Source organism: Microbacterium sp. LWH3-1.2 (assembly GCF_040675855.1).
Lineage (GTDB): Bacteria > Actinomycetota > Actinomycetes > Actinomycetales > Microbacteriaceae > Microbacterium.
In genome coordinates, this window is the sequence record NZ_JBEGIK010000001.1 from 1442451 (window position 1) to 1468936 (window position 26486).

Here is a 26486-nt window from a genome sequence, read left to right on the forward strand (position 1 = left end):
CCCCAACCTCGGCGGGCCGGGGTGTTTTGGGGATGCTTCCAGCGCCGCTGCACGTGATCGAACGGCGGCGTACGAGGGGAGAGAGCGTGTCCGGATCGGAGATGCCCGGAGAGACACCCGCGCATTGGGTGGGCACGCCACGCGTCCGCACGCGTGCGGGACTGTCGATCTACTCGATCCTGCTCATCATGCTGCTGGCGGTGAGCGTGCTCTCGAGCATCGTCGTCGGCATCATCGGGTACGTCAACGGCACCGAGGCGCTGCGCGCGATCGCGTACGAGAAGCTCGTCGAGATCCGCGAGAACCGCGCCCGCGAGGTGTCGCAGCTGTTCCGCGCGATCGAGAACTCGGTGCGGCTGTCGGCGCTCAACGACACGAGCAAGGCCGCTGTGCGCGCCTTCACCGCGGGTTTCGACGAGCTGAACGCGCAGGAGACGGATGCCGCAGCATCCGCCGCCGTCGACGCGTACTATCGCGACACGTTCGCCGCCGATCTCGAGGAGGCCACCGGAGAAGACGTCGACGGCTCGGCGTTCGCCCCGCGCGGGGCGGCCGAGACCTACCTGCAGAACCACTACGTGATCCCGTACGACTCGTGGGAGGACGCGATCGTCGCCGACGACGCGGGCGACGGCAGTGCGTGGTCGGCGGCGCACGCGGAGTACCACGACTACTACCGCACGATGACGGAGCTGCAGGAGTACGAGGACGTGCTCATGCTCGACACGGAGGGCAACGTCGTCTACACCGCCTACAAGGGGCTCGATCTCGGCACGAACCTCTTCGACGGGCCCTACCGGTTGTCGAACCTCGCCGTCGCGTACCGCGAGGCGATGGACCGCAACATCGTCGGCGACGTCGTGCTCGCCGACTTCGCGTCGTACGGGCCGAGCCTCGGCGCCCCGGCGGGCTGGGCCGTGGTGCCGATCGCCGACGATGGCGAGGTGCTCGGCGCGCTCGCCATCGAGCTGCCGATCGAGCGCATCGACGATGTCATGACGGTCGCGGGCGAGTGGGAGCTCAACGGCCTCGGCGCGACGGGCGAGACGTACCTCGTGGGCGCCGACGGCACGATGCGGTCGGTTTCGCGCGCCCTGCTCGACGACGCGGAGGCATACGAGACGGATGCTGTGGCCGCTGGTCTCACACCCGCCGCCGCCGCGCTCGCCGTGAGCAACGGGAACACGCTGCTCAACCAGGCGATCGCGAGCACTGCGGTGACCCGGGCCCTGGCCGGCGACTCGGGCACGCTGCTGGAGAGCGACTATCTGGGGCGCCCGAGCCTCACCGCGTACGCTCCGCTCGAGGTCGACGGCCTGGACTGGGTCATCGTCGCGCAGGAGACCGAGCACGAGGCGATGGTCCCCGTCGAGGACTTCACGCGCAACCTCATCCTGTCGACGGCCGCCATGATCATCTTCGTCTGCGTGCTGTCGCTCGTGCTCGCGCAGGTGTTCGTGCGGCCGCTGCGCCGCCTCAAGACCGCCGCCCAGCGCATCGCCGCCGGCGACGAGGGCGTGCAGGTCGACGCCGGCTCGAGCGACGAGCTCGCCGATGTCGCGAACGCGTTCAACGACATGAGCCGCAGCCTGCAGGTCAAGTCGCACCTCATCGCCCAGCAGGAGAAGGCCAACGAGGACCTCATCCTCTCCTTCATGCCGGAGGGCATGGCGAGCCGCTACAAACTCGGCGACGAGGCGATCACGCAGGACAGCGACGATGTGACGGTCGTCTTCGCCGACATCGTCGGCTTCGAGGCGTTGGCGCTGTCGATGTCGTCCGTCGACGCGATCGCGCGCCTCAACGACCTCATCCGCGCGTTCGACGAGGCCGCGGAGCGGCACGGCGTCGAGCGGGTGCGCACCACTCGGCAGAGCTACCTCGCCAGTTGCGGGCTGGCGACGCCGCGCGTCGACAACGCGCGCCGCGCCGTCGAATTCGCGCTCGAGCTCGACACGATCCTCGAGCGCTACTCCACCCAGCAGGGTGTCTCCCTGTCGCTGCGGGCGGGTCTCGACTCCGGCAAGGTGACGAGCGGACTCATCGGTCGGGCGCGGGTCGTGTACGACATGTGGGGGGATGCCGTGAATCTCGCGTTCCGCGTACAGGGCGACTCCGACGACCCCGGCATCTACATCACCCAGCGCGTGGCGGAGCGACTGCCCGATTCGATCACCGTGCTGCCCGCCGGAGAGATCGAGACGCAGACGGGCGGCCAGCGCGTCTGGAAGGTCGAGGCCCCCAGCATCGTCGTGACGGAGGGGTGAGGCATCCGTGGCCGATATCGTCTCGCAGCCGTGGTTCTGGCCCGCCGTCGTCGTCTCGGTGGGGCTGCCGCTCGCGCTCATCGGACTGACGGAGTTCCACAACGCGCTGGCCCGCCGCGGCAGCCGCGCGGCGCCGATCGTGCTGATGGTGCGCAACTACCTCGTGCCGGTCGCGGGCATCCTGGTGCTGCTCAGCCAGCCGGGCGCGTGGGAGGGGTCGGGCACGTGGCCGAAGGTCGTGTGGACGATCTTCGGGCTGCTCGTGATCGTCGTCACGATCAACGCCGTCAACCACCTGGTCTTCCACCGCGCGGAGAAGGGATCGTGGCGCGACCGCTTCCCGACGATCTTCAGCGACCTCATCCGGTTCGTCTTCATCATCCTCGGCATCGCGGCGGTGTTCTGGTGGGTGTGGGATGCCGACGTCGCCGGCGTGTTCGCCGCACTCGGCATCACGTCGATCGTGGTCGGGCTCGCCCTGCAGAACGCGGTCGGGTCGATCGTGTCGGGCCTCTTCCTGGTGTTCGAGGCGCCGTTCGAACTCGGGGACTGGATCGAGACCGGCGGCACGCGCGGGCAGATCGTCGAGGTCAACTGGCGCGCGGTGCACCTCGAGACCGGCAACGGCACGGTCATCATCCCCACCGCGGAACTCGCCGGCGGCTCGTTCGTGAATCTCTCGCGCAATCCGGAGCCGTACGCCGCGACCCTCGGGGTGCAGTTCGGCACCGACGACCCGCCGGGCCGCGTGCGGGAGCTGCTCGTGGCGGTGGCCCGCGACATCCCGCTGCTGTCGCCGGATCTCGAACCCTCGGCAGTGACCGTGGGCGGTTCGCGGTACGAGGTGGCGATTCCGCTGCGCACCCCCGGCGATCGCGCCGATGCTCTCGATGCCTTCGCGACCCGCATCTGGTACGCCGCGCGCCGCGCCGACCTGCACCTCGACGGCGACCTCACCGACGACTGGCGAACACCCGCGCGGCTGCAGGACGCGCTGCGGCAGATCGCGCCGTCGCTGAGCCTCGCGTCCGGCGAGGCGGAGTCGCTCGCCGCTCACGCGCGGCTGGAGCGCTACTGCGCGGGAGAGTCGCTGCTACGACCCGGCATCGTTCCCGTGGAGACCCGCTTCATCCTCGCCGGCTCCGTCGTGCTGGGCATCCCGACCGAGGACGAGGGTTTCGTGCAAGTGGGGGTGCTGGCGGCGGGCGACGCCGTCGGGCTCACCGCTCTCTCCCGCACGCCGACGATCTCGCGGGCGCTGGCGACGAGCGAGGTGGACGTCGTGGTCGTGCCCGTCTCCGCACTCGACGACATCGTGCGCGCGCATCCCGTGGTCGCGCGCGAGATCGTCCGCGAGAGCGAGAACCGCCTCCGCCAGGCCGGTGCCGCGCTCGCCGCGGTCGGCGAGACGCTGCCCCGCGGCCGCTTCGTCGTCGGGTGACGGCGCGTCGGTAGGCTGGAGTCCGTGCGGATCCGCCTCGACATCGCCTACGACGGCACGCATTTCCGAGGGTGGGCGCGCCAGCCCCGACTGCGCACGGTCCAAGAGACGCTCGAAGCCTCGCTCGCGCGCGTGCTCGGCGGTGACCCGCGGCTCGTGGTCGCCGGACGCACCGACGCGGGCGTGCACGCCACCGGCCAGGTGGCGCACGTGGACCTCGACGAGAGCCAGCAGCAGCGCATGCTGGCGCGGCACGCGCGCTCGGCCACCGACATCCCCACCGCCGACGACCGCGCCACGGCGCTCGCCGCGCGCATGACGGGGGTGGTGGGCGCCTACTCCGACGTCGCCGTCACGGGCTCGCGCATCGCGCCCGACGGCTTCGACGCCCGCTTCTCGGCGGTGTGGCGCCGCTACGAGTACCGCATCGGCGACACCGTCACCGGCTACGACCCGCTCGAGCGCCATCGTACGACCTCGGTGCGCGCGGCTCTCGATGCGGAGGCGATGGATGCTGCGGCCCGCGCTCTCATCGGACTCCACGACTTCGCCGCCTACTGCAAGCCGCGCGAAGAGGCCACGACGATCCGCACACTGCTCGAGTTCGACTGGCACCGCGACGCCGCGGGAGTGCTCGTCGCGAACGTCAAGGCCGACGCGTTCTGCCACAGCATGGTGCGGGCGCTCGTCGGGGCGTGCGTCGCCGTCGGCGAGGGCAGGCTCGACGTGGAGGACGTCGTCGACATCCGCGACGCGCAGGAGCGCGTGCCCGAGGTGAAGGTGCTCGCGGCGCGCGGGCTCACCCTCACCGAGGTCGGCTACCCCGCCGACGACCTGCTCGCCCAGCGCGCCGAGAAGACCCGCGCGCGGCGCGACCGCGAGTGATATCGCCCCGCTAGACTGACCGGACGTTTTCCGGCGCGACTCGGGGGTTCTATGCGCAGGTGGAACCGGTTCGCCGGTGTCGTGACGATCTCGCTCGTGGGCGTGGCTGCTCTTGCCGGCTGCGGGCCTGCGCCGTGGGAAGAGGGAGCGGGCGGCAGCACGCCGACCTCGACGTCGACCGCGATCCCGACGCCGGTGCCCAACGACCTCTCGGGCGGGGCGACCCAGCGCGAGCTCGCCGCCGGCGCGGTCACCGCGACGATCGACTACTGGTCGACGCTCTCGATGGATGAGTGGACCGCCGAGGCGATCAAACCCGTCAGCATCTCGCTCATGACGACAGTCACGCCGAACGACGGCCAGAAGGTGTACCTGCAGCGCGCGACCATGACGGCCGTCCCGGCGACGCCGACGGGTGCGCTGGACGCTCTCGCCCCGCAGGTCGACGCCTCCACGGTGAGCCCCGGCTACCTCGTGCTGGATCCGTACAGCTACTCCCAGACCTTCAACGTCGGGCCGGTGCCTGCCGAGGCGACGTACGTGACGCTGCAGTTCAGCTACGACTTCCTCGTGCAGACGACGCCGACGTCGAGCGAGTACGCCAAGCAGACGGCGACCGACACGCTCACGGTAGCTCTGACTCACTGATCAGGCGGTTGACGATGGTGGCGCCGACGCGCTCCCATCGGTCGCCGCCTTTGCCGCTCGCAACGCGCGCGGCCTCGCGGCCGGTGTACACGAGCGTGTCGAGGTCGTAGCCGAGAACCGAGACCGGCGCCCAGCCGGCGCTCGCCGTCGGGCGGATCGGCAGCGCCCCGTGCACGTCGAGGAGTGTCACCCGTTCCAGGGTGGCGCGCAGCAGGTCGCGCACCACGGCATCGGACCGGGGCACGAGCACGACGACCGCGCCCGCTGAGGGAGATCCGACGTCGGACTCGGCGGGGAATGCCGCCCGCACCTCGTCCTCGAGTCGCTCCGACAGGGCGGCGAACGCCGCCGCCCCCGCGGTCTGGCGGATGTCGGCGGCGTCGTCGAGCCCGAGGTAGACGACCGACCACGGCTCCGAGGTCCTCTGCGCCCGCGCCAGGCGGTCGCCCGCGGTCCGCTCGAACTGCTGCCACGCCGTCGAGACGGTCGCGGCGCGACCGAGCCCGCTGTCGCGCGCCGTGGTGCCGACCACCGCGATCAGCGCACAGGCCACGTACACCAGCATCCCGGCCGAAGAGATCAGGCGAACGAGCTCGAAGTCGTCGCCGCCCGAGGGCGGGAACACGAGGCCGGCGATCAACGTTCCCACGCCGGTCACGAAGAACGCGACCGACACGATCACGAGCGGCAGCAGCAGGCGGTCGTTGCGCCGGGACGAGGACCGAGCCCAGTCCAGGACGAACAGACCCGCGAACACGGATGCTGCGAAGAAGACCGTGCGATACGCCACTGTGAACCATGCGATGTCGGCGACGATCGCCAGCGAGAACGCCGACACCGCCGCCATGGCCGCCCCTGCCCAGACGTGCGGACGCAGCCCCCATGCGGCACGGAAGCCCGACCACAGGAACGCGGGGGCGCCCATCAGCGCGCCGAGCGACGCGCGGCGGAGAGGCTCGGCGCCGGTGACATCCCCCGCCACGACGCCGTAGGTGGCGAGCATCGCGAGGGTGAAGGCGATGCTCCAGTACAGCGTCGGGAGCCCCGGCCGCACCAGGAACGCGATGCCGATGGTGAGCATCGTCGCGAGCGTGGTGATCACCGCCTGTGCGGTGCCCAGGTCCACGCCGGTTCCGGCGATGAGGTCGGTCATGCTCGTCCTTCTGTGTCGCGCCCGGCCTCCGGCCGCGTGGCCGGATCCCCGGCCAGCTCTCCGGCCAGGGGCAGGCGGATCGTGACGGTGGTGCCGGCCCCGGCGTCGCTGTCGATCGAGAGCGTGCCGCCGTGGGCGAGCACGATGTCGTTGCTGATGCCGAGGCCGAGGCCGGTGCCGCCGGACGTCTTCTTGGCTTCCTCGGTGCGGAAGTACGGCGTGAGGATGTTGGGCAGGTCCTCGGCCGCGATCCCGATGCCGGTGTCGGCGACCGACAGCACGACCTGGTGATGCTCGACGGCACCGGCGATGCGCACACGGCCGTCTCGCGGGGTGTACTTGATCGCGTTGCTCACGACGTTGTCGACGACCTGCCGCAGCCGGAACCCGTCGGCGGTGATCGGCAGCGCCTCGTCGGCCTGAACGTCGATCGAGATATCGCCCGAGACGGCGGTCGGGCGGAACGAGGCGACCGACTCGAGCAGGATCTGACGCAGGTCGATGTCGTCGACGTCGTCGCGGAACGAGAAGCCGCGTTTCGAGGTCGTGCCCAGCGTCTGGACCATCGTCAGCATGCGATCGCTCGCCGCGACGATCGACTCGAACCGCTCACGCGTGCGCGGGGTGAGGTCGTCGAGCTCGAGGGCGAGCTCCGCGTTGCCGATCATCACCGTGAGCGGGTGCTTCAGCTCGTGCGACGCCATCGCGGTGAAACGCTCGCGCTCGCGCTGGGCGTAGGTGAGGGCGGTCACGTCATGGACGAGGAGAAGGATGCTGGAGCCCTCGCCTCCGCCGGCGGCGAGGCGCTTGGCGGTCACCGAGAGCGCACGCCACTCGCCGGCTGCGGTGAACAGCCAGACCGAGGCATCCGTGAAGGTCTCGCCGCGTGCGGCGCGTGCGAACGGCCGCTCCGAGAACGGCACCGGCATGCCGCGCCGCCCGGTGTACTCGACGGAGCGGGCGGGCAGCGTCGGGTCGAGCGGGTCGAGGCCGTACAGGCGCGAGTACGCGTCGTTGACGGCGAGCACGGAGCCGTCGTCGGAGATGCGGGCGATGCCGGTGTCGACGCCGTTGAGGATCTCGCTGGTGCGCCGCTGCTGGTCGGCCCTGCGCGTGTAGGTGGCGGTGAGGCGATCGGCCTGGCGCTTGAGCAGTCGCCGCAGCGAGCGGGTGCGGCGGAGGGCGAGGTGGGCGGTGATGCCGATGAACGTCAGCGACAGCAGCACGACGAAAGCGCGCAGTGCGGCGATGCTGCCCGTCGAAATGGCCGAGTCGACCAGAAGGATGACGCCGATGGTGGCGAGCATCGCTCCGAGGGCGGTCGCCCGGAAATGCATCGCGACCCACATCACGGGGAAGCCCCACAGATAGCCGAGGCGCAGCTCCATGCCGCTGGACATCAGACCGATGGCGACTGCGTCGGCGAACGGGATCACGAGCACCGCGAGCGTGGGCAGCCGCGACCACGGCAGGGCCAGCGTGGCGATCGAGAGCACGACGACCGCGAATGTGCCCGCGAGGAAGTTCCAGCGGCCGAAGATCGCCGGCTGCAGCGCCATCACGAGGATCGCCGTGATGAGCACGCTCGCGGCGAGCACGAGCTGTGTGAGCCAGATCGACCGGGTGCGGCCGTCGGGCGCGCCCACGACGAGCGTCGGTCGTGCAGCCCCGGTAGCCATACGGCGATTCTATTGACCCGGCCACCCCGCATTTCGGTGCCGAGCCGATGATCGGCAAACGCTCTCTTGCGGATGCCTTGCGGAAACCTTGCGGTTGTGTTCGCGGTCTCTCGGAGGGCCCTTGCGGTCGGTGGGAGAAGCTCTTCATGTGCCGGAGACACCGGCCGGAGAATCCGAAAGGCGACGAACGTGACCGACATCGTCCCCCTCATCCGCAGCAAGCGGACGCACCACGGTGACGCCCCCGCTCCGCTCGAGGACGTCACGACTGTCCACGGTCACGCCCACAGATTCGCCGACGACTTCGAGGCCGTACTCGATGACACGTCGGTGCACCGCTCGACCATCGGCTGCGTCATCCCCGCGTACAACGAGGAGGAGTCGATCGCCCAGGTGATCGAGTCGCTGCTCGGTCAGACGCGCGTGCCGGATGTCATCCACGTCGTCGTCAACAACACGTCCGACGCGACGGTCAAGCTCGCGTCGCAGTACGCCGGTCCGCACGAGGTCGTCACCGAGCTCGGCGAGCAGTTCACCGAGGTCTTCGTCCACGACATCGGCAAGAACCCCGACAAGAAGGTCGGCGCGCTCAACTACGGCTACACGCTGGTCGAGGGCTACGACTACCTGCTCGGCGTCGACGGCGACACCGTGGCCGACGCGAAGGCCGTCGAATACCTCGAGGCCGAGGCCACGAGCGACACCCGCATCGGCGGCATCTCGGCGATCTACTCGATCGACGACAAGCCGATCAAGGGTGCCCTGGCGAAGTTCCTCACGACCGGTCAGCGCTCGCAGTTCGCGGCCTTCAATCTGCACAACCTGCTTCGCGGCCGCAACATGGCGGTGCTCGGCGGCCAGTTCTCGATCTTCTCGACGCACGCCCTGCGCGACGTGATGAAGGAGAACCACCAGTCGACCCCGTGGGTCAAGGACTCCGAGGTCGAGGACTCGCTGCTCTCGCTGCAGATCAAGAGCGCCGGGTACCTCACGAAGATCAGCCCCTTCGCCCGTGCCGACGTCGGCGGCATGACGACCCTCCGCGCACTCGACGCGCAGCAGGTCAAGTGGACGTACGGCGCCATCGAGCTCATGTGGCCGGGCCAGCGCGGTGACACCAAGGGCCAGCCGTTCCATCCGAACCTGCGTGTCCGCTGGCTCGAGCACTTCGACATGCTCATGAACATGTTCGTGCGTGTCGCGTTCATCACCCTGCTGGCGGCATCGCTGTCGATCGGCGCGTTCGAGTTCTCGTACTGGTGGCTCATCCCGCCGGTGGTCGCGATCGCGCTGAACACCCGCATGGCGCTGACGATGAACAACCGCAATGCGCGGGACATCATCTTCGGCCTGACGCTGGTCCCGGCCGAGATCTACATGTGGATCCGCTGCAGCCACTTCGTGCGCTCCTGGACCAGGTTCCTGTCGCGCAAGAAGGTCGACAACTGGGCCATGCAGGCGAAGGCCGAGCGCGGCGGCGGCTTCGGCCACTGGACGCCGCTCATCCTCGCCGTCGCCGTCATCGCCGCGATGGTCGCGATCTGGATCATGCTCCCCGTGATGGTGCAGTCCACCGTCCTGTGGATCGGCTGGCCGATCGTCGGCGTCGTCACGGTGCTGCAGACGCTGTCCATGTTCTTCAAGCTCATCCGTCGTCATCACGGATACAAGGTCTGACCCGGACCCGAATCGGGTCAGAACTGGGGAAGCGCCGCGGCTGGGGAGCACGGCGCAGGGGGAGGAGGTGAGGGTCCCGCCTTGGGGGAGGGGCGGGCACCCTCACCGAACAAGCCGGGGCGGAGGCATCCGCTCGTCCGGCACACACCCGAAGCGTGTCACCACCGGGGTGGGCGCCGAAGCTGGGGACCACGGCGCGGGGGAGGAATGGGAGAGGGAGTCCGCACGGGGAGGAACGGACACCCTCGCCGAAAGAGAAGGGGGCATCCGCTCGCGTGGGGCGAGCGGAGGCCCCCTTCCCTGTCTGAGGTGTGTGTCAGCCTTCGGACGTCAGCCGGTACCCGACGCCGCGCACGGTCTCGATGTACCGCGGGTTCGCGGCGCTCTCGCCGAGCTTGCGTCGCAGATTCGTCATATGCGCCTCGACCGCGCGCTTGTCGGCGTCGCCCACGAAGTAGCTCGTCACGTAGGACTCGCCGCGCAGCACCAGCGTGAGATCGGCCTTGCTGCGCACGCGCCGCTTCGACTCCAGCAGCGTCGCGAGCAGGTCGAACTCGGTGCGTGTGAGCTCGAGCTCGTCGCCTCCGATCAGCACGATGCGGTTCTCGGCGTGCAGCCGCAGGTCGCGGTGCGTCAGCCATTCGCCGTCGGCGTCGGAGTCGGCGTCGCCGATCGGAGAGACGGATGCTGCGCCCGACGGCACGATGACGGTCGCGGGTGTCGCGGGTGTCGCGAGGTCGAGGTCTTCCATCGCGGGTGCCGCCGGCACGGCGGTGGTCATCGCCCGCACGCCGGGGAACGACGGACCCACGCTCCCCTGCGACGGTGCGGACGGCGCGGCCACCGCGCGCTCCGCGTCAGTCGTCCGCCGTCGCATGAGGGCCTCGACACGGGCGCGCAGCTCGCGGGGGCGGAAGGGCTTGAGAAGGTAGTCGTCGGCGCCGGCACCGAGACCGGCGATGACGTCGGCCTCATCGTTCATGCCGGTCAGCATGATGATGTACGTGTCGGACTGGGCGCGGATGCGCTTGGCCGCCTCGATGCCGTCGATGCCGGGCATGTTGACGTCGATCGTCGTGAGCACGGGCTTGTAGGTGAGCACCGCCCGCACGCCGTCGATGCCGTTGCCGACGGAGACGGTCGAGAACCCCGACGATTCGAGGACCTCGGCCAGGACGTGGCGGATCTCTTTGTCGTCCTCGATGATGACCGCTGTCTTCAGCTCGTCAGAAGGGGTGCTCATGCGTGGCGATCTTTCTCGGACGGTGGAACCGGATATGCGCCGATTACCGACCCCAGCCGCGGCCCCCGACGCATGCGCAAAGTACTCCCGATGCTACACAACACCGGGAAGGCCTGGTCGGGTATCAATCCGCGACGACGTCCCGGGTGAGCTCGACGGCGGCGTCGGGGAACCAGCGTCCGGCGGCCGGGCCGCCGTTGCACTCGCCGTCGCTCTCGCCGGGCGGCTTGACCCACAGATTCGTGTCGACGACGTCGTCGCCGATCGTGCCTCCGGACTCGCCGACGAGTCGGCCGGGCGGGTTGCACCATTCGCCGTTCGAGCCCGCGCCGTTTCGGCCGGTGTCGATGATCGCGTGCAGTCCGTCGAGCCGTCCGGACACGTCGTGGGCGTACGCCACCTCGTGGTCGGTCGCCTGGAAGTTCGACACGTTGGTGGCGAACCCACGGATGCCTCGGCCGCCCTCCCCGCGTGACGCACGGTCGAGCTCCTCGATGAGCGCGGCCATCTCCGCCGGCGCCAGCCAGTTCGAATGCCCGCCGTCGACGTAGATCCACGTGCTCTGGGCGGCGATCGCCTCGACCGCGGCGCTCAGCTGCGCGATGCGCTCATCGACGTTGCCGCACTCGCGCGCGAGGGCGAGGCTGTCGGGTTCGAGGATCACGATCGGCGCCGCGTCGGCGGCCTCGCGCAGCGCGTCGCCGATCGCCTGCGTCCACTCGACGTACGCAGCGACGTCGAGGCCGCCCGCGGAGTGACCGCCGCAGTCCCGCTCCGGCAGGCCGTAGACGACCACCGCGATGCGTGCGGACTGGGCGCGCGCCTCGGCCGCCAGGCCCGCGATGCGCTCGCCGACGACGTCGACGGGGTCGCCCTCGGGCGTGAGCCACACGGCCGTGGGCTGCTCGCTCAGGTACTCGGCCGCGGCCTGCTCGGGGCTGTCGTCGGCGGCGCGGGTCGCCGCATCCGTCGCCTTCGAGAGCTCCGAGACGACGATCTTCGTGCCGGGGCCGGGCGGCTCGGGAGCCTGCCCGCCCAGGAGCACGACGACCGCGACGACCGCGACGACGGCCACGACGCCCGTGATCGCGGCGATCGTGAGGGTCCGTCGCGAGGTGGGCACGAAGGCGAGCCTACGAGACCGGCGCCGGGGCCCCGGGACCCCGGCGTGTCGCGTCAGGCGGTCCGCGGGCGCGGGCTGCGCACGCGTGCGGCGGGCGCGGTGCGTCCGGACGCGAGTGCGCCGCGGCGTGCGGTGCCGCCGCGCTTCGAGCCGACGAGCTGGAGCAGTGCCGCGGCGAGCGGGCTGGCCGAGGCGGCCTCGTCCTCGAAGGCGCCGGCCACGACGGATGCTGCGCGCTCGAACTCCTGCGCCTTGTCCAGAGCCGCGCGGTGCTCGGCGACGACGCGGTCGGCGGCGGCGTACTCGGAGCGCAGGCGCGAGCGCTCGGACTCGTCGAGTCCGGGCCGGCGGGCGGTGCGCTCGAGGGCGTCGGCGGCGCGGGAGCGCAGGGCGACACTGCGGTGCAGCTCGCGCTGCGCCTCTTCGCGCGCGGCGCGGCTCGCGTCGAGGGCGTCGGCGAGCTCGGCGCGGACGGTCTTCGGGGATGCAGCGGTCATGGGTTCCTCCAGGATCGGGGTGCGGGTTTCACGCTCGGATGCCGTGAACCGGCACACCAATCCAGAGGCGCGGCATCCGGTTTTCGTACATGGGGACTTCCTGTCAAGGCCATCCGCTCGAAACGTCCACGGAATAGGCTGTGGTCGTCATGAAGGTCATCTCGTACAACCTGCGCAAGCACCGGGCGGCGGGGGAGCTTGCCCATCTGGTGGAGCGGCATGGCACGGACGTGCTGTGCCTTCAGGAAGCCGACACGTCCGACATTCCCGAAGAGATCTCGGGGCTGCGGCTGGCCGACTCGACGCAGCGCAACCGCCTGGGGCTCGCCGTCTACTACCGCGAGAACACGTACCGCGCGGTCGAGGTGCGGGCGCTGGCGCTCAAGAAGTCGCTCCACGACCGTGTGCTCAAGCCCGCGGAGGAGCGACTGCTCGGCGTCCGGCTGCACGACATCGACGAGAACACCGACCTGATCGTGGCGTCGTTCCATGCGGCTCCGCTGACCGCCCTGAACTCGCTGCGCCGGCACCAGATCCGCACGGCGCTCGGCGAGCTGCAGCAGCTGGGCGAGGGGCTTCCGGCGCTCATGGTCGGCGACTACAACTACCCGGTGTTCAAGGAGCGGCTGGGGCAGCACATCCGCGAGCAGGGGTACGAGCTGAATCTGTCGGATTCGCGCACGTACACGCGGTACCGCTTCTTCCGCGGCCACTACGACTTCGCGACGTCGATCGGGTTCGAGATCGACCGCGTGCGCACGCTGCCGCAGGGGCTGAGCGACCACCTGCCGATCCTCGTGACCGCGCACCCCGCTCCGGGTGTGCGCCGCGTGGTCGAGATCGCCGACCCCGAGGCGGCGGCGACCGCCACCGGAACGTCCGGCGCCGCCTGAATCCGAATCTCGCGTGACCCCTGACAGCAGGGGGCGCGAAGAGTACCATTGCCCTCGTGACGAGGGGGATCGTCACGCGCTCCGAACCCGAGGGTGCGCAAACTGGGGCCGTTCTCGATGCTGAGGCGACGCCTGTAGCGACGCGCCACCGGCGCGCGTGGCCGTGGATCGTGGTCGCGTTGCTCACCGTGCTGCTGGTGGGCGGCGTCGTCGCCGGCGCCTTCGCGATGCAGTTCTGGTCGGAGGCGCAGCGCGCCCGCGCCGCCGTCGAGCGGGCGGCGGCCGGGATCGAATCGCTGCGCGCCGATTTCGACGCCGCCGACACGGCCCAGCTGCGCGCCGTGACCGACGAGGTGCAGGCGAACGTCACGCTCGCCGTCCGGACGGTCGACGGGCCGCTGTGGGACATCGCGATGAACGTGCCGTTCGTCGGGCAGAACGTCGACGCGGTGCGACGCGTGACGCATGCGGTCGACGTGCTCGTGGACCGTGCGCTGCCGGCCGGGCTGCAGTTCATGGCGGCGACCGACTTCGACCGGCTCGCCGTGGCCGGCGGCGGGATCGACCTCGAGCCCTTCCGGCAGGTGCAGGGCTCGATCCCCGAGATCGCCGCGGCCTTCACCGAGGCGCAGGCGATCGTCGCACCCATCGACACCTCGACGCTGCTCCCCGAGGTCGGGGAGTCGATCTCCGACATCCTCGGCTTCATCGACCTCGCGACGCCCGCCCTGGGCGTGGCTGAGAAGTATTTGCCGACGCTGCTCGACATGGCCGGCTCGGCGGGCACCAAGACGTACCTGCTGATGTTCCAGAACAACGCCGAGATCCGTGCCACGGGCGGCAATCCCGCCGCAAGCATGATCGTGACGCTCACCGACGGCACACTGGGCTACGTCGATCAGGGCAGCTCGCAGACGTTCTACGACGCGGGCACGCAGGGCAACGAATACGTGCCGCTGCCTGGCGAGACCATGGGCATCTACCTGCCCACGCTGACCAGGCACTCGCAGGACTTCACCTTCACCCCCGACTTCCCGACGACGGCGCAGCTGTTCCAGGCGCTGTGGACCCACACGACGGGCACGACGTTCGACGGCGTCGTCTCCATCGATCCCGTGGTGCTCGCCCACATGCTCGCGGTGTCGGGGCCGGTGACGCTCGGCACCGGTGAGCTGCTCACGGCCGACAACGCGGTCAAGGTGCTGCTGAGCGATGCGTACGAGCGCTATCCGGTCGGCGCCGATTCGGACGCCTTCTTCGCGGATGCTGCGCGGGAGGTGTTCGATCACCTCACATCGTCGTCATGGGATCCGCTGCAGATGCTCGCCGCACTCGAGCAGTCGGCGAAGGAACAGCGCATCAACCTCGCGTTCACGGATCCGGCGGCGCAGGCGCTCGCCGTGGAATTCGGCCTCGACGGCGCCCTCGCCGGCGACACGACCACGCAGACGCAGGTGGGGATCTATCTGAACGACTCGGCGGTCAGCAAGCTCGACTACCACCTCACCACCGCTGTCACCGCGACCTGCGATGCCGCGGCACGCACCATCACCACAACGATGACGATGCACAACGGGATCACCGACGACATCCGCAGCAATTACACCCTGGGGTACCGCAACAGACAGCTGGGGGTGCCGCGCAGCACGATGATCCTCGATGTGCTGTTCTTCGCGCCGCCCGGCGCACAGATCACGCAGACGGTCCCCGCGCGCGGCGACGTCGCGCGGTGGGAGCGCAGTGGTGTGGAGAAGGCCAACACGGCGGTGAGCAAGACCGTGTTCATCGGCAAGGGGGAGACCGAGACCGTCTCGTTCACCGCTGTGCTGCCCGAGGGCGGGCTCGGTCCGCTGCGACTGCGTCATACCCCGACGGCGACCGCGACTCCCGTCACGATCGATCCGGGTTGCAGCGGCCTCTTCCCCGCGGCCTCCGAGCGCTGACGGGGCGTGTCACAAGCCAGGCGGAACGTCCCCGGACCCTCCCGAACCCCCGGGGACGTTTCGTCTCTCACAGGCCACTCCTCCGTATGCCCGCCCGTCGAGCGAGCTTGCGAGTCGAAGCCCCCGAACCCGGCGCAGGCCTCACCCCGCGATGATCGACGGGTCGGGGTCGCTCCACTTCTCGATCCCCTGCACCACCCAGAACGCGAAGAACAGCGCGAGGGCGATCGCCTCGACGATGAGGACGATGGGGATGCCGGAACCGCTCGCCTGCGGCAGCAGCACCACGTACGCCACGAGCACGACCACCAGTCCCACGGCGATCGCGGTGTAGAGCACCCGGAACACCGGCGTCGGGGGCGGACCCTGCCGCGGGAAGGCGCCCCGCACCGCGACCGCTGCGAACAGTGCGAAGAACGCCGTCGTCGCGAAGAAGTGCGCGTTCTCCAGGAACCCGTCCCGCGCGAGCGCCCACGTGAGGCCGGTCAGCGCGATCACGATCGCCGCGATCAGCAGCGACGGCCACACCGCCGCGAGCGGGACCTGACCGAGCGCGCCGAGCAGCAGGGCGACCAGCAGCAGCAGCACGCCGAGCACGAGGTAGACGACGACGCCGTTCGCGACATCGGCTTCGTACTCCGGCGGGAAGCAGCGTCCGCTGCACGTCACGCCGACCCCGGGGACGGTGCCTGCCAGCACCGTCGTCGGCACCAGCGCGATGAGCGGTGCGAACAGTGCGGCGGCGTCGAGGAGCGCGCGCTCGGCGCCGCGGCCCGACAGGGCGAACAGGGCGAGGGAGACGGCGATCAGCGCCCCGACGAACACGTCACGGGCAGGTGTGTAGAAGTAGTCGCTGAGGGACGTCAGCCAGCCGTACGTCGCCGCGGACTGGAGGATCGCCACGAAGATCGCCACGACGGTGCCGGCGAGTCCGATCCGCAGGTACCGGTAGGTGCGCTCGAGCGACGTCGACGCGGCGGGTGCCATGGCGATCACGATAGCGGTCGGCCCGGACGGCGGCGCCGAGTCGAACCGCGGGTCACCCGGAGCTGCACGTCGTACCGCGCCGCAGGTCAGCGCGGATCGCGGGTCAGCGCGAGTCGCGCGAGCGGCGCACCGCGGCCACGACCGCAAGCGCCGCGCCGGCGAGCAGGAGTGCCCCGCCGCCGATCCAGAGGCCGAGCGTCTGGCCCTGGTCGAGGCCCGTCGCGGGGAGCCCGTCGGCGCCGGTGATGGTGACGGCCGCCGTGCCGCCGGCGGAGGTCGACGACACCGCGGCGATGTTGTAGGTGCCCGTGGCGTTCGAGGGGAGCGTGATGTCGACCGCCGCGAGCGAGCCGTCGGCCTCGGACGAGGCGGTGCCGCTCGCCGTGGTGATCGCGAACCTCACCATGCCGATGCGCGCGGCAGCGCCGTTCTCACCGGTGACGGTGATGGTGATGGCCTCGTCGGGCGAGAAGGTCTCGGCGTCGCACTCGAACGAGACGGTGCCGCCGGTCTGCGCCGTCGGGGTCGCGGTGCACGAACCCGAGGGAGGGTAGATGGTCGATGCGTTCGCCGCCGCGGGCACCGCGAGAACCGCTCCGAGAGCGAGCGTTGCGACGAGAGCGGTTCGGGGAAAAAGCCTGGGCGTGGGGAGATTCGCGATGTGGGGCATCGGGAGCAGTCTACGAACCGTCGCAGACCGCGGCAACTTCGGCCGGCGGGGTGAGCGTCGGTGTGGTGACCGCTTCGAGCGTCGCGGCGGCGGGTTCGGTCGTCCGTGCGGTGAGCGTCGCGGTCACGGATCCGCCCGGCGGAAGGTCGATCGCGAAGCTCACGACCCGGCGTCCGTCGTGCGTCCCGCCGCCCAATCCCGTTCCGTCCGACATGGTCGCGTCGACGAGCTCGAAGCCCTCCGGCAGGTACAGGTAGCCGATCGTGCGGGTGATGCCGGCGGGGACGCCGAAGGCGCTGTCGCCGGTGATGTACGCGGGAAGGGATGCGGCATCCGCGGGCGCCGTGTTGCCCACGGTGACCGTCAGCACGGCGTCCCCCGTCGCGGTTCCGGCCGCGTCGAGGGTGCAGCTCGACCACTCGAGCGCTGTCGTCGCGTTCTGGTAGTAGTCCATCTTCGAGCCGGTGCCGTCGTTGACATACACGCCGAAGCGCGCGGCGTCGTCATCCGACGTGGGCAGGCCGCCGGCGAGGGTCGTGTCGGCGAGCAGGCTCTGCTCGTTCTCGTGCGTGCTCCACAGCAGCAGGCGATCCTCGTCACCGGCGCGGGTGAGGGCGCCGACGAGGGCGGCCGGGTCGACGTCGCCGCTCGAGAGCCTCTCGAACACGGCGGCCGCCGCCATGGCGAAGAACGCGTCCTGGTCGGCGGGGCGCGTGTACCGGGCGTAGACATCGTTGAGCAGGAGCTGCACGGCGTTGTCGGGGGCGAGCACGTCGCCGGTCGGCAGGGTGATGGGTCCTGTCGCCTCGAGCAGGTACGACAGCGCGACCGGGTCGAGCGAGATCACCCCGTCGACCTGCTGCCCGCCGTGCTGCCGCGCCCACATCTCGCGGGCGAGCGCGCCGCTCACGGCGAAGTCGGGCACCTGCGTGACGTTCTGGATCCACCGGCCCGGGCGCTCCCCGTAGATCGCCGTGACCTCGTCGCCGAGCGGCAGCACCGCGTCGTCATAGCGGGGGTAGTCGCTGGAGGACTCCTGGGCGGCGAGGCTGAGCACGCCGCCTTCGGTGTGGATGAGCGCCATCGCGCCCGGGATGCCGCCCAGCGAGCGCCACTCCGCGTTGTTCTGGAACAGCACCAGGTAGTCGCGCGGCGCGTCGGCGCCGAGCATCGACGGCAGCAGCCGGGTGGCACGGGCGAGTGCGTCGGTGGCGATGCCGGCTTCGGTGAGCAGTCCGTCGACCTCTTCCACGGCCTCGCGGACGGGCGCGACGAGCGCGGCGCGATCGATCGATGAGACGGATGCTGCAGCCGCACCGACCCCGTCGCTCGCGGTCTGCGCGGCGCCGCTGATCTGCTGCAGCGGCGCGAGGTCGAGGCGTCCGTCCTGGGGGCGGAGTGCGTCGACCTGGAACGAGGCGGCGACCTCCGACAACGGGCGCAGAGCGGTACTCGTGACGCCGTCGAGGGACTCGGCGACGGTGGATACCGCGGCAAGCTGCGGGCCGACCCAGGGGAGCCCTTCGGCCAGCTCCCACACCGGGTCGGAGGTCATCGCGTGCGCGGCCCCCGTGTCGGCGGCGAGAGCGGCGATCGCGTCGCTGGCCGCGGCAGGATCGGAGAGGTTCTCGCGCACCGCGGCCGCGGTCTGCTGCGCATCGTGGAGGTGGCTGTAGGCGAGGGCGCCGCGCACCGCGATCCACACGGTGGCGACCACAGCGGCCACCAGCAGGCCACCGAGGACGATCGCGAAGACGAGGCCCCCGCGGCGCACGGAGCGGGGCAGGGCGGAGTCGGTCACCGCTCCACCCTAAGGGGCTGGTCTGAGCGTCCGCTTTCGAAGTCAGCGGGTGTCCGCTGCGGCGTAGTCGCCCTCGTACTGGTACCCGTAGTACCCACCGTTCTTGCGAGGCACGCGGTTGAGCACGACACCGAGCACGCGGGCGTTGGCCTTGCCGAGGTTCGCGAGCGCCTTGTGCAGCATGTCGTACGTCGTCTTGCCGGCGCTGACCACGATGAGCGCCCCGTCTGCCGCGGTCGTGAGGACCGCAGCATCCGTCACCGGAAGAAGGGGCGGGGAGTCGATGATGACGAGGGCGTGCTCGGTGAGGCTTTGCAGGAGCGCCTGCATGCGGTTCGAGCCAAGCACCTCGCTGGGGTTCGGCGGGATGCGCCCGGCGGTGATGACGGCGAGGTTGCGGCTCGTGCCGACGTTGTGCACGACCTCGTTGAGCTCGGCGCGTCCGGCGAGTACGTCGGTGACGCCGGCGCCGTCGGGCAGGCCGAACACCGTCGAGACCATGGGGCGGCGCAGGTCCGCGTCGAGCAGGACGACGTGGCGGCCCGCGGCAGCGATGCTCACGGCGAGGTTGGCGGCCATCGTGGACTTGCCGTCGCCGGGCAGCGGGCTCGTGACGACGATCGCGCGGGGCGGGTTGTCGACGTCCATGAACTGCAGGTTCGTGCGGAGTTCCCGCATCGCCTCGGCGAGCGGGGCGGACGAGGAGTGCTGGCTCTCGAAATCGGCGAGGCCGCGCTCGACGCTCAGACCCTTGTCGACGGGCAGGGTTCCGACGACGGGCACGCCGGTCTCGCGTTCGATGTCGCGCGGGTCGCGGAGGCGCCGGTCGATCACGTGGCGCACGACCGCGTAGCCGATGCCGAGGGCGAGTCCGACGAGTGCGCCGAGGGCGAGCGCGAGGCGCACGTTCGGCGACGACGGCGCGGTGGGAAGGCGCGCGGAGTCGCCGGTGACGAGCGTGACGGCGGCGGTGCCGGTCTCGTCGGTGCCCTCGACGTTGTCGATCTGCTCGACCATGCACCCGAGCCAGGATTCGGCGAGGTCGCGGGCCTCTTCGGGGCTCGACGCGCTCGCGGTCACCCGCACGATGACGGTGTCGAGCGGGTTCGAGACGTCGACGCGGGTGACAAGCGATTCGGGGGTCGTGCTGAGTCCGAGTTCGTCGATCGCGCACTCGGCGACGGCGCGCCACGACCCGAGCTCGACGTACGACGTCACCTTGCTGCGGGCGAGCTGGTCACCGACGAGCGACGCGCCCGTGTCGGATCCGGCGTTGGTCGCCGTGACGATCCCGCTGGCATCGGCCGTGTAGACCTTGGGTTGCAGGGCGGTCCATCCCCACGCAACGGCCACGCCCAGGAGAGTGAGGGCCATCACGGCGAGCCAGTGCGCTCGCAAGATGCGCAGGTAATCCCGCAGCTCCATGGGCGCCTCCCAGTCCCACGTACACTACCGCCTGTGCCCCGCAACCTCGTGATCGCTGCCCTGGGCGTGCGGGTGGGCATCGTGTGCGACGGCCTCGACCGTGATTCGCGGGGTGCTGTCGAAGCGGCCTGGCAGGATGCGCGGACGGATGCTGCGGGGGTGGGTGACGCCGACATCGAGGTGGTCGCGGCGGCGGGTGGCAGCATCCGTGCTTTGCTGTCGTCGCTGTCCCAGCGGGTGACGCTCGCGGCGATCGAGGCCCAACGCGGACGGTTGTGGATGCTGCACGCCGCCGGCATCGCCCTGCCTGACGGTCGGGTGGTGGCGCTCATCGGTCCGAGTGGTCGCGGCAAGACGACGGCGTCGCGGGTGCTGGGCGAGGCGTACGGGTACGTGTCGGACGAGACGGTGGCGATCGATGCTTCGGGGCGCGTTCTGCCCTACCGAAAGCCGCTGTCGATCATCGAGCCGGGTGAGCCTGAGAAGGCACAGCACTCCCCGTCGGCTCTGGGGCTTGGCTCGTTCCCGGATGGCTCGCTGAGGCTCGCTGGCATCGTGCTGCTCGATCGACGCGAGGGCGTCGACGGTGCGGTCGTTTCGGACGTCGACCTGGGCGACGCGCTCGAGGAACTCGTGGCGCAGTCGAGCTACCTCACGAACCTTCCGGCGCCGCTGCGCACGATCGCCGCGCACGTAGCGTCGGTCGGTGGCCTGCGTCGGGTGTCGTACACGGATGCCTCGGCCCTGGCCCCGGTGGTCCCCGAGCTCGCGGCGGTCTCGCCGTCGACGCCGCGGGTGTCGAGGCCGTTGGGCGTGCCGCATCCTGGTGCGCGTTCGGGCGCGGAGTGGACCTTCCGGCGCATCGCTCCTCTCGACGAGTTCGCGCTGAGTGATCCCGATCGTGTCGCGCTCCTCCACGTCGATGCTGATCACGTCGGCACGGTGCGGGTGCTGGCCGGCATCGCCCCGGCGCTCTGGCGCGCGGCCGACGGCGTCGGTGTTGATGCCCTCGTGGAGGCGGCGGTGGAGGCGTACGGCGTTCCCGGGGATAAGGAGGCTGCGCCGGCCGTGGAAGCCGCGGTCGCAGAACTGGTCGCGGCCGGCGTGCTGAAGCGATCGCGCGAGCTGCCACCCGCTGACCCCCCGTTGTGGCGCATCCACGACGACGTCGCGTGGACGGGGGAGTCACCGCGAGTGGTGGTGCTGGCCCTGGCGAATCCCGCCGCGTCGCCCCTGGCGCTCGAGGGTTCTGCCGCGCTGATCTGGACCGCGCTCGCCGCGGGGCCAGGGTGCTCCGACACGATCGTCTCCCGGGTCGCCGAAGCCGCCGAAGTCGACGGTGATGCGATCCGCCCCGACGTCGAGTCCTTCCTCGGAACGCTGCGAGATCAGGACCTCGTCTTCACTGGCTAGAGTTGCCGTCTTGTCGACTGTCACATCCGTTGACACCGTGATCGTGTCGCGGGTGGGGTGAGTGGTGGTTGTCCTCATCCACGGGAACGACCGGGGGGTCCCGTTGGCGCTGGGTGACAGCATCCGCTTCTTCAGGTGATGCTGAGCGTCGCGCGGCGAACACGAAACATCGGCGTCGCCGACCGGCAACCCGGCGCGCATAGCGTCAGTTCGTGACAAGGGCGTCGCGAACTGGGGAAAGGGTGTGGAATGGCGGGTTCACGACGACGCCGGCGGCGGCGCTACGAGATCGGGCAGGAGCCGTGGCTGCTCCGCGAATACGGCGGGGCGCCGATGTGGCTCATCTGCGTGGCTGTCGCGTTTCTCGCGGCGGTCTGCGTGCTCTGGTTGATCATGGGCTGACGCCGCGGCGGTGCGTCCAGACGGCTCGCAGTCCCGCAGGGGCGGAACGGATGCCGCGCCCCCACCGTGCCAGGCGCGCCCGCGTGCGCCCGCGAAAGGTGTCGATGGTCTCGGGCCGGGCGACGAGCAGGTCGCGTCGGGTGGGCCAGACCGCGCGCCACAGGATTCGGGGGCGCTTGCTCCACCGCGACTTGCGGAGCGCCAGCATCCAGAAGTAGGAGCCGTGGGATCCTGCGGTCACCCGCTCGCGCCAGTCCCGCAGGCCGGGTGACGCCAGCTCTTCGGCAGTCGGCTCCACATGCACGCCCAAGCGCGGGAGGACGGTCTCGAGGGTGGCGACGCAGCCGGTCTCGCGCGCGAGCGCGCAGAGATCAGCGCGCTCCTCGTCGGTGAACGGCGTGCGCACGAGCTGCTCGAGCTCGTCGAGGTGGCGCGCCTGGATCGTCGCTCCGCGGAGGGAGTGCAGCCCGAGCACGAGCGCCCCGGAGACCTTGTCGAGCGCGAGGCAGTCGTGGTGCGCCAGCGGCAGCGCCCACCGGTGGCGCCAGAGCGCCTCGAACACGACTGCGGGGTCGGCGAGGAATCCCGGAAAGAAGCTGTGCACATCGAGGTCGCACGGCCATCCGTCGCGCAGGAACGTCACCGAGTGCACGGTCGTCAGTTCGCCGAGGAATCCCGACGGTCGCTTCGTCCAGCCGGATTCCGCGATCGCCTGGCAGAGTTCGTCGAACCGTGCCGGCTCGACGAGCAGGTCGACGTCGGCCGACACCCGCTCGTCGCGCAGCCCATGGAGGTGCAGGGCCGGCCCCTTGATGAGAAGGGCACGGATGCCGCGCCTCTCGGCCAGCGCGAATACCCAGGCAGCGGCGAGCTCGTCGGCTTCGTCCAGGCGCAGCAGTACCGTCGCGTCGGCCGAGTCGGTGAGCACGGGCCCACGATAACGGGGGTTCATGCGGCGAAGTCGTATCGAGCGCGCCCGCCGAGGCGCGGGGTGCGGGCGGGGTCGATGTAGGTGGGAGGGATGAACCGCACCTTGGCTCTTCTGCCGGTGCCTTCGACCTGTATGTCCCACCCGTTGTCATGGACGCGGTGGTGGCACGATTCGCACAGCAGCACCCCGTTGTCGAGGTCGGTGGGGCCGACGTCTCGCGACCACCAGCGGATGTGATGCACCTTCGTGAACTGCGGCGGAAGCGCGCACCCGGCGCACCCGCCGTCGCGCTCGCCAAGGGCGAGCTTCTGGGACTTGGAGTAGAGCCGTCGTTCGCGGCCCCAGTCGAGGATTTCGCTGTCGCCGCCGAGCACGGCGGGGATGATGGAGGCGCTCGACGCGAGCTTTCGGGCGGCGGATGCGGATATCGGGGCGTCGATGCCGTCGATCTCGGCGGTGCCGGTGCCTTCGCGGAGCGTCTCGAGGTCCATGCGCACGACCACCGTCACGCCGTTGAGGGGGAGGTCCTTCTCGCCGCACCCGAGGGCGTGCTCGCAGATGCTCACGAGGGCGTCGGCCTGCATCTGCGGGATCGTTCGGCGCTCAGCATCCGGCGTCTCGCCAAGAAGGGGTGTCGCGGGCGCGTCGGCTGCCGACGTCGTGCGGGCGGCCTCGGCGTCGCGCGCGGCCTCGGCGTCGCGCCGGGCGCGAAGTCTCGCCGTGACATAGCCCTCGATCGCCGCCTTGACGGGCGCGCCGCTCACGGGGTCGAACTTGCCGTTGACGATGATCATGCCCGTGCGATCCTGGCGCACGGTCAGCGCCGTCTCGGCGGCCAGGTCTGCTTCGCGTGGCTCGACGCCATCGGGATCGAGCCATGCCTCCGCGCGGAGGATGAGCTTCGAGAGCGCATCGAGGGGGAGTCCGGCGGCCTGCTCGACGAGGAGCTTCTCAGCCTGGTCGACCTTCTCTGCGCCGGCACGGATCGCGACGCGGTCGAGCATCGCGATGATCGCCGACGCGGCTTGCGCCCCGATGCGGCCGTCGCTGAGACCCTGGCCGACCTGAGGGTGCCGGGCAGGTGCCTTGTCGCCCGACAGCAGCGTGCGCGGGGTCGTGGCCTCGCCGACCTTCACGAGCCGCGCAGCATCGCCGGTGGTCGTGCCCATCGTCGCCGCGATGAACTGCGTGGGATTGCGGAAGCCCTGGACCTTCGCGAGGCTGTCGGGCCCGAGCTCGGGCGTGGACTGCCGCTGGATCTCGGACGCCACCAGCGCCTGCACACTCTCGGCGAGGCGCTTGCCGCGCCCGATCTGCTCGTTGAGAGCGAGCAGCTCCGCCGGTGTGAGCGACGCGATGTCGCGCCCGTCGGGCAGAATTCCCCGCGCGACGTCGATCGCCTCGGCGAGAAACGACAGTGCGCTGGTCATGCACTCAGGATATCGAAGACTGGTACGAGTGTCAAACATTTGTTCGAGTAAACGACGCATGCCGATTCGTCTTCAGTTCTCGCGCGAGAACTGATACTCCGTGTCGAATGAAGCTGGTGGACGAAAGTCGCGCTACTTTGCGCGAGTCTGGACCCCCGCGGTGCGCGTCCTCGATGAATTCGCGTGTCCGCGACTTCGGATCCTCTCCGACACGAGACATCCGAACACATGTTCGTCAATCCAGATACTTCTGCGCCCACGCCATCTCCCGAGTAGAATCGCCGCACTGCGCGGCAGTGTCGCCGGCGCCCGATCGAGGGGAGCCCGCCATCGCCGATGCACCCCCGCTCGCGCCCGCGCCGCCCTCCACAGCGGCGGTCGCCACCCTCCACCTGCGTCGCACGCAGGGGCGCGGCATCCGTCTGCTCGTCATCTACGGTGTGATGCTCGCGCTCATCGCGTTCTGGCCGACACCCGTGGACCGCGGCGCATCCGACTTTCTCGATGCGATCACGCGGGCGGTGCCGTGGCTGACGTACGACCTCATCGAAACGACGGCGAATGTCGCGCTCTTCGTGCCGTTCGGGGTGCTGCTGGCGCTCGTGCTTCCGCTGCACCGCGGACTCGTCGTGCCGATCGCCCTCGCCACCACGCTCGTCATCGAGTCGGGGCAGGCGCTGATCCTCGCCGAGCGCACGCCGAGCCTGCGCGACATCGTCGCCAACGTGCTGGGCGCCGCCATCGGCCTCGCGATCGTGCACCTGAGGGAGCGGCGCAAGATTCCGGATTGACGGATGCCGCGCCCGGCGCCTGCCGCAGCGCAGGGGTCCCTGGCTCGGCAGCGCAAAGGGTGCCGCGTGCCCCGAGCGGGCCGAGATCGCTCAAGCTCTTGTGGGGGCTTCAGTGCGTCGCTACGATTCGGCCATCGGTCGCCTGGGCAGTGAGCGGCCGAGGGGGTATCGCGCCGTGACCACGGGTCACCGGTATTCGGCGCGCCTTCGTCAAAGACGACGACCGGGGGCGAGAAATGACCGACGACCAAGCCCGAGCACCGCAGGATCATCCGGCGGAGGGCGTGCCGCCCGCGCCGGCCGGGCCTGCGCCAGGCGGAGGCCAGCCGACTCCCCTCGTGCTGTCGGCCACGCCGGAAGGCGGCACGGCGACGGTGGCGCCCAAGCCGCTCACCGACCTTCCGCCTGGCAAGAAGGTGACGTTCGTCGTCGCGCATCCGTCGCCGATTCCCGTTCCGGCGCTGTTCGCCGGCACGCAGAAGCTTGATTCGGTGAACTTCACGAACGACGCCAGCGCCGCGACCTCGACGACATGGCAAGCGACGACGTCATTCACCGAAGCACCCGAGCACGACCTCTACGCGAGCGTCACCGTCGGCACCGTCATTCACCGATCGCCGCCGATCCGCGTCGCGCTCGCGAGCACTGCACCCGCCCCTCCTGCGGAGAACCCACCGGGCGCGCCGGCCGAGATCCAGATCGGCGAGTACGATCCTGAGTTCGCCAAGTGGACCGGCGGCGTGTTCCGCGCACTGGCGTTCGTCGTGCTGGCGCTCGGCGGTTGGATCATCCTGTGGACCCTGCCGATGGGCGGATCGGGGTGCTGCACCGAGGTCGACTTCCAGGAACGGATCATCGCGGCCGGCAGCGTGCTCGCTCTGGTCGCGGGCGCCGTAGCCGTGTTGATGGGCGTCTGGCTGTCGGTCTTGGAGGTAAGGGGGAGGCAGCGGGCTCGCGCCCTGCTCGCCGCCGAGACGACGCGAGGCGGCATCGGTCTGCCCATCCAAGACATCGAGAAGCTCGCCGCCGCGCTGAGCAAGGTGCGGGGGACGATCGCCGCCTACGTCGTGGGGGTTATTCTCATCGTCCTGGGGCTCGGAGGACTGTTGGGCGGGGACGCGCTGGTGTCGTCGGGGGCGACGACGCCTGACCCGGCGGTCTCCACCCCGGCCCCGCGGGATTGAGCA

At 70.4% G+C, this 26486-nt stretch carries 22 protein-coding genes; 11 read left to right on the top strand and 11 right to left on the bottom strand.

Annotated elements, in window-relative coordinates; translation table 11 throughout:
* Positions 1 to 86 precede the first annotated feature (86 nt).
* From MRBLWH3_RS06720 to MRBLWH3_RS06735, 4 genes are read left to right on the top strand one after another with little or no spacing between them, the layout of a single operon-like run.
* On the top strand, positions 87 to 2267 hold the full coding sequence (locus MRBLWH3_RS06720; RefSeq protein ID WP_363429861.1) for an adenylate/guanylate cyclase domain-containing protein: 2181 nt from the start codon (positions 87 to 89) through the stop codon (positions 2265 to 2267).
* 7 nt (positions 2268 to 2274) lie between these two features.
* Positions 2275 to 3708: a mechanosensitive ion channel domain-containing protein gene (locus MRBLWH3_RS06725; RefSeq protein ID WP_363429863.1), complete on the top strand. Its 1434-nt coding sequence runs from the start codon at positions 2275 to 2277 to the stop codon at positions 3706 to 3708.
* A 24-nt stretch (positions 3709 to 3732) separates the two neighbouring features.
* Positions 3733 to 4593, top strand: coding sequence for a tRNA pseudouridine(38-40) synthase TruA (gene truA, locus MRBLWH3_RS06730; protein ID WP_363429865.1), 861 nt, complete (start codon positions 3733 to 3735; stop codon positions 4591 to 4593).
* Positions 4594 to 4644: 51 nt separating this feature from the next.
* Entirely contained in the window at positions 4645 to 5241 is a 597-nt protein-coding gene (locus MRBLWH3_RS06735) for a hypothetical protein (RefSeq protein ID WP_363429867.1), read from the top strand.
* On the opposite strand, the gene MRBLWH3_RS06740 is transcribed toward MRBLWH3_RS06735, so the two are convergent.
* Together MRBLWH3_RS06740 and MRBLWH3_RS06745 are read right to left on the bottom strand one after the other, a co-directional pair.
* Positions 5219 to 6394 carry a hypothetical protein gene (locus MRBLWH3_RS06740; RefSeq protein ID WP_363429869.1) on the bottom strand — a complete coding sequence of 392 codons (1176 nt, stop codon included), beginning with the start codon at positions 6392 to 6394 and terminating at the stop codon, positions 5219 to 5221. The two genes, MRBLWH3_RS06735 and MRBLWH3_RS06740, sit on opposite strands and share 23 nt — an antisense overlap.
* Positions 6391 to 8073 carry a sensor histidine kinase gene (locus tag MRBLWH3_RS06745; RefSeq protein WP_363429871.1) on the bottom strand — a complete coding sequence of 561 codons (1683 nt, stop codon included), beginning with the start codon at positions 8071 to 8073 and terminating at the stop codon, positions 6391 to 6393. Before MRBLWH3_RS06745 ends, MRBLWH3_RS06740 begins: the two co-directional genes overlap by 4 nt.
* Positions 8074 to 8262: 189 nt before the next feature.
* Between MRBLWH3_RS06745 and MRBLWH3_RS06750 the strand changes: the two genes are divergently transcribed.
* Entirely contained in the window at positions 8263 to 9750 is a 1488-nt protein-coding gene (locus tag MRBLWH3_RS06750) for a glycosyltransferase family 2 protein (RefSeq protein ID WP_363429873.1), read from the top strand.
* Between the two features lie 316 nt (positions 9751 to 10066).
* On the opposite strand, the gene MRBLWH3_RS06755 is transcribed toward MRBLWH3_RS06750, so the two are convergent.
* The 3 genes from MRBLWH3_RS06755 to MRBLWH3_RS06765 form a co-directional block, all read right to left on the bottom strand.
* Complete coding sequence (locus MRBLWH3_RS06755) at positions 10067 to 10993, bottom strand: response regulator transcription factor (RefSeq protein WP_363429875.1); 927 nt, start codon at positions 10991 to 10993, stop codon at positions 10067 to 10069.
* A gap of 124 nt (positions 10994 to 11117) precedes the next feature.
* Entirely contained in the window at positions 11118 to 12116 is a 999-nt protein-coding gene (locus MRBLWH3_RS06760) for a glycoside hydrolase family 6 protein (RefSeq protein ID WP_363429877.1), read from the bottom strand.
* 53 nt (positions 12117 to 12169) lie between these two features.
* Positions 12170 to 12613 (bottom strand): hypothetical protein, encoded by a 444-nt coding sequence (locus MRBLWH3_RS06765; protein WP_363429878.1) that lies wholly within the window; start codon positions 12611 to 12613, stop codon positions 12170 to 12172.
* Positions 12614 to 12762: 149 nt separating this feature from the next.
* Between MRBLWH3_RS06765 and MRBLWH3_RS06770 the strand changes: the two genes are divergently transcribed.
* Together MRBLWH3_RS06770 and MRBLWH3_RS06775 are read left to right on the top strand one after the other, a co-directional pair.
* Positions 12763 to 13506 carry an endonuclease/exonuclease/phosphatase family protein gene (locus MRBLWH3_RS06770; protein WP_363429880.1) on the top strand — a complete coding sequence of 248 codons (744 nt, stop codon included), beginning with the start codon at positions 12763 to 12765 and terminating at the stop codon, positions 13504 to 13506.
* Positions 13507 to 13562: 56 nt separating this feature from the next.
* Positions 13563 to 15449: a DUF4012 domain-containing protein gene (locus tag MRBLWH3_RS06775; RefSeq protein WP_363429882.1), complete on the top strand. Its 1887-nt coding sequence runs from the start codon at positions 13563 to 13565 to the stop codon at positions 15447 to 15449.
* A gap of 141 nt (positions 15450 to 15590) precedes the next feature.
* Here MRBLWH3_RS06775 and MRBLWH3_RS06780 read toward each other — a convergent pair whose 3' ends face one another.
* The 4 genes from MRBLWH3_RS06780 to MRBLWH3_RS06795 all read right to left on the bottom strand — a co-directional run bounded on the left by MRBLWH3_RS06780 (position 15591) and on the right by MRBLWH3_RS06795 (position 20332).
* Entirely contained in the window at positions 15591 to 16436 is an 846-nt protein-coding gene (locus tag MRBLWH3_RS06780) for a hypothetical protein (protein ID WP_363429884.1), read from the bottom strand.
* Between the two features lie 103 nt (positions 16437 to 16539).
* The gene (locus tag MRBLWH3_RS06785; RefSeq protein ID WP_363429886.1) at positions 16540 to 17106 is read right to left on the bottom strand and encodes an LPXTG cell wall anchor domain-containing protein; all 567 of its coding nucleotides are present in this window, start codon (positions 17104 to 17106) and stop codon (positions 16540 to 16542) included.
* Between the two features lie 10 nt (positions 17107 to 17116).
* Positions 17117 to 18907 carry a DUF4012 domain-containing protein gene (locus MRBLWH3_RS06790; protein ID WP_363429888.1) on the bottom strand — a complete coding sequence of 597 codons (1791 nt, stop codon included), beginning with the start codon at positions 18905 to 18907 and terminating at the stop codon, positions 17117 to 17119.
* Between the two features lie 42 nt (positions 18908 to 18949).
* A complete protein-coding gene (locus tag MRBLWH3_RS06795; RefSeq protein WP_363429890.1) occupies positions 18950 to 20332 on the bottom strand; it encodes a polysaccharide biosynthesis tyrosine autokinase in 1383 nt (460 codons plus the stop codon).
* Between the two features lie 33 nt (positions 20333 to 20365).
* On the opposite strand from MRBLWH3_RS06795, the gene MRBLWH3_RS06800 reads away from it, so the two are divergent.
* Together MRBLWH3_RS06800 and MRBLWH3_RS06805 are read left to right on the top strand one after the other, a co-directional pair.
* Positions 20366 to 21745, top strand: a complete 1380-nt coding sequence (locus MRBLWH3_RS06800; protein ID WP_363429892.1) for a PqqD family peptide modification chaperone — start codon at positions 20366 to 20368, stop codon at positions 21743 to 21745.
* A 249-nt stretch (positions 21746 to 21994) separates the two neighbouring features.
* Complete coding sequence (locus tag MRBLWH3_RS06805; RefSeq protein WP_363429894.1) at positions 21995 to 22147, top strand: hypothetical protein; 153 nt, start codon at positions 21995 to 21997, stop codon at positions 22145 to 22147.
* Here the strand turns inward: MRBLWH3_RS06805 and MRBLWH3_RS06810 are convergent.
* Complete coding sequence (locus MRBLWH3_RS06810; RefSeq protein ID WP_363429896.1) at positions 22137 to 23075, bottom strand: nucleotidyltransferase family protein; 939 nt, start codon at positions 23073 to 23075, stop codon at positions 22137 to 22139. The two genes, MRBLWH3_RS06805 and MRBLWH3_RS06810, sit on opposite strands and share 11 nt — an antisense overlap.
* A 20-nt stretch (positions 23076 to 23095) precedes the next feature.
* Positions 23096 to 24508, bottom strand: coding sequence for an HNH endonuclease (locus MRBLWH3_RS06815; RefSeq protein ID WP_363429898.1), 1413 nt, complete (start codon positions 24506 to 24508; stop codon positions 23096 to 23098).
* Positions 24509 to 24804: 296 nt separating this feature from the next.
* Between MRBLWH3_RS06815 and MRBLWH3_RS06820 the strand changes: the two genes are divergently transcribed.
* A complete protein-coding gene (locus MRBLWH3_RS06820; RefSeq protein WP_363429900.1) occupies positions 24805 to 25299 on the top strand; it encodes a VanZ family protein in 495 nt (164 codons plus the stop codon).
* 236 nt (positions 25300 to 25535) lie between these two features.
* Positions 25536 to 26483 carry a hypothetical protein gene (locus tag MRBLWH3_RS06825; protein WP_363429902.1) on the top strand — a complete coding sequence of 316 codons (948 nt, stop codon included), beginning with the start codon at positions 25536 to 25538 and terminating at the stop codon, positions 26481 to 26483.
* Positions 26484 to 26486: the final 3 nt, after the last annotated feature.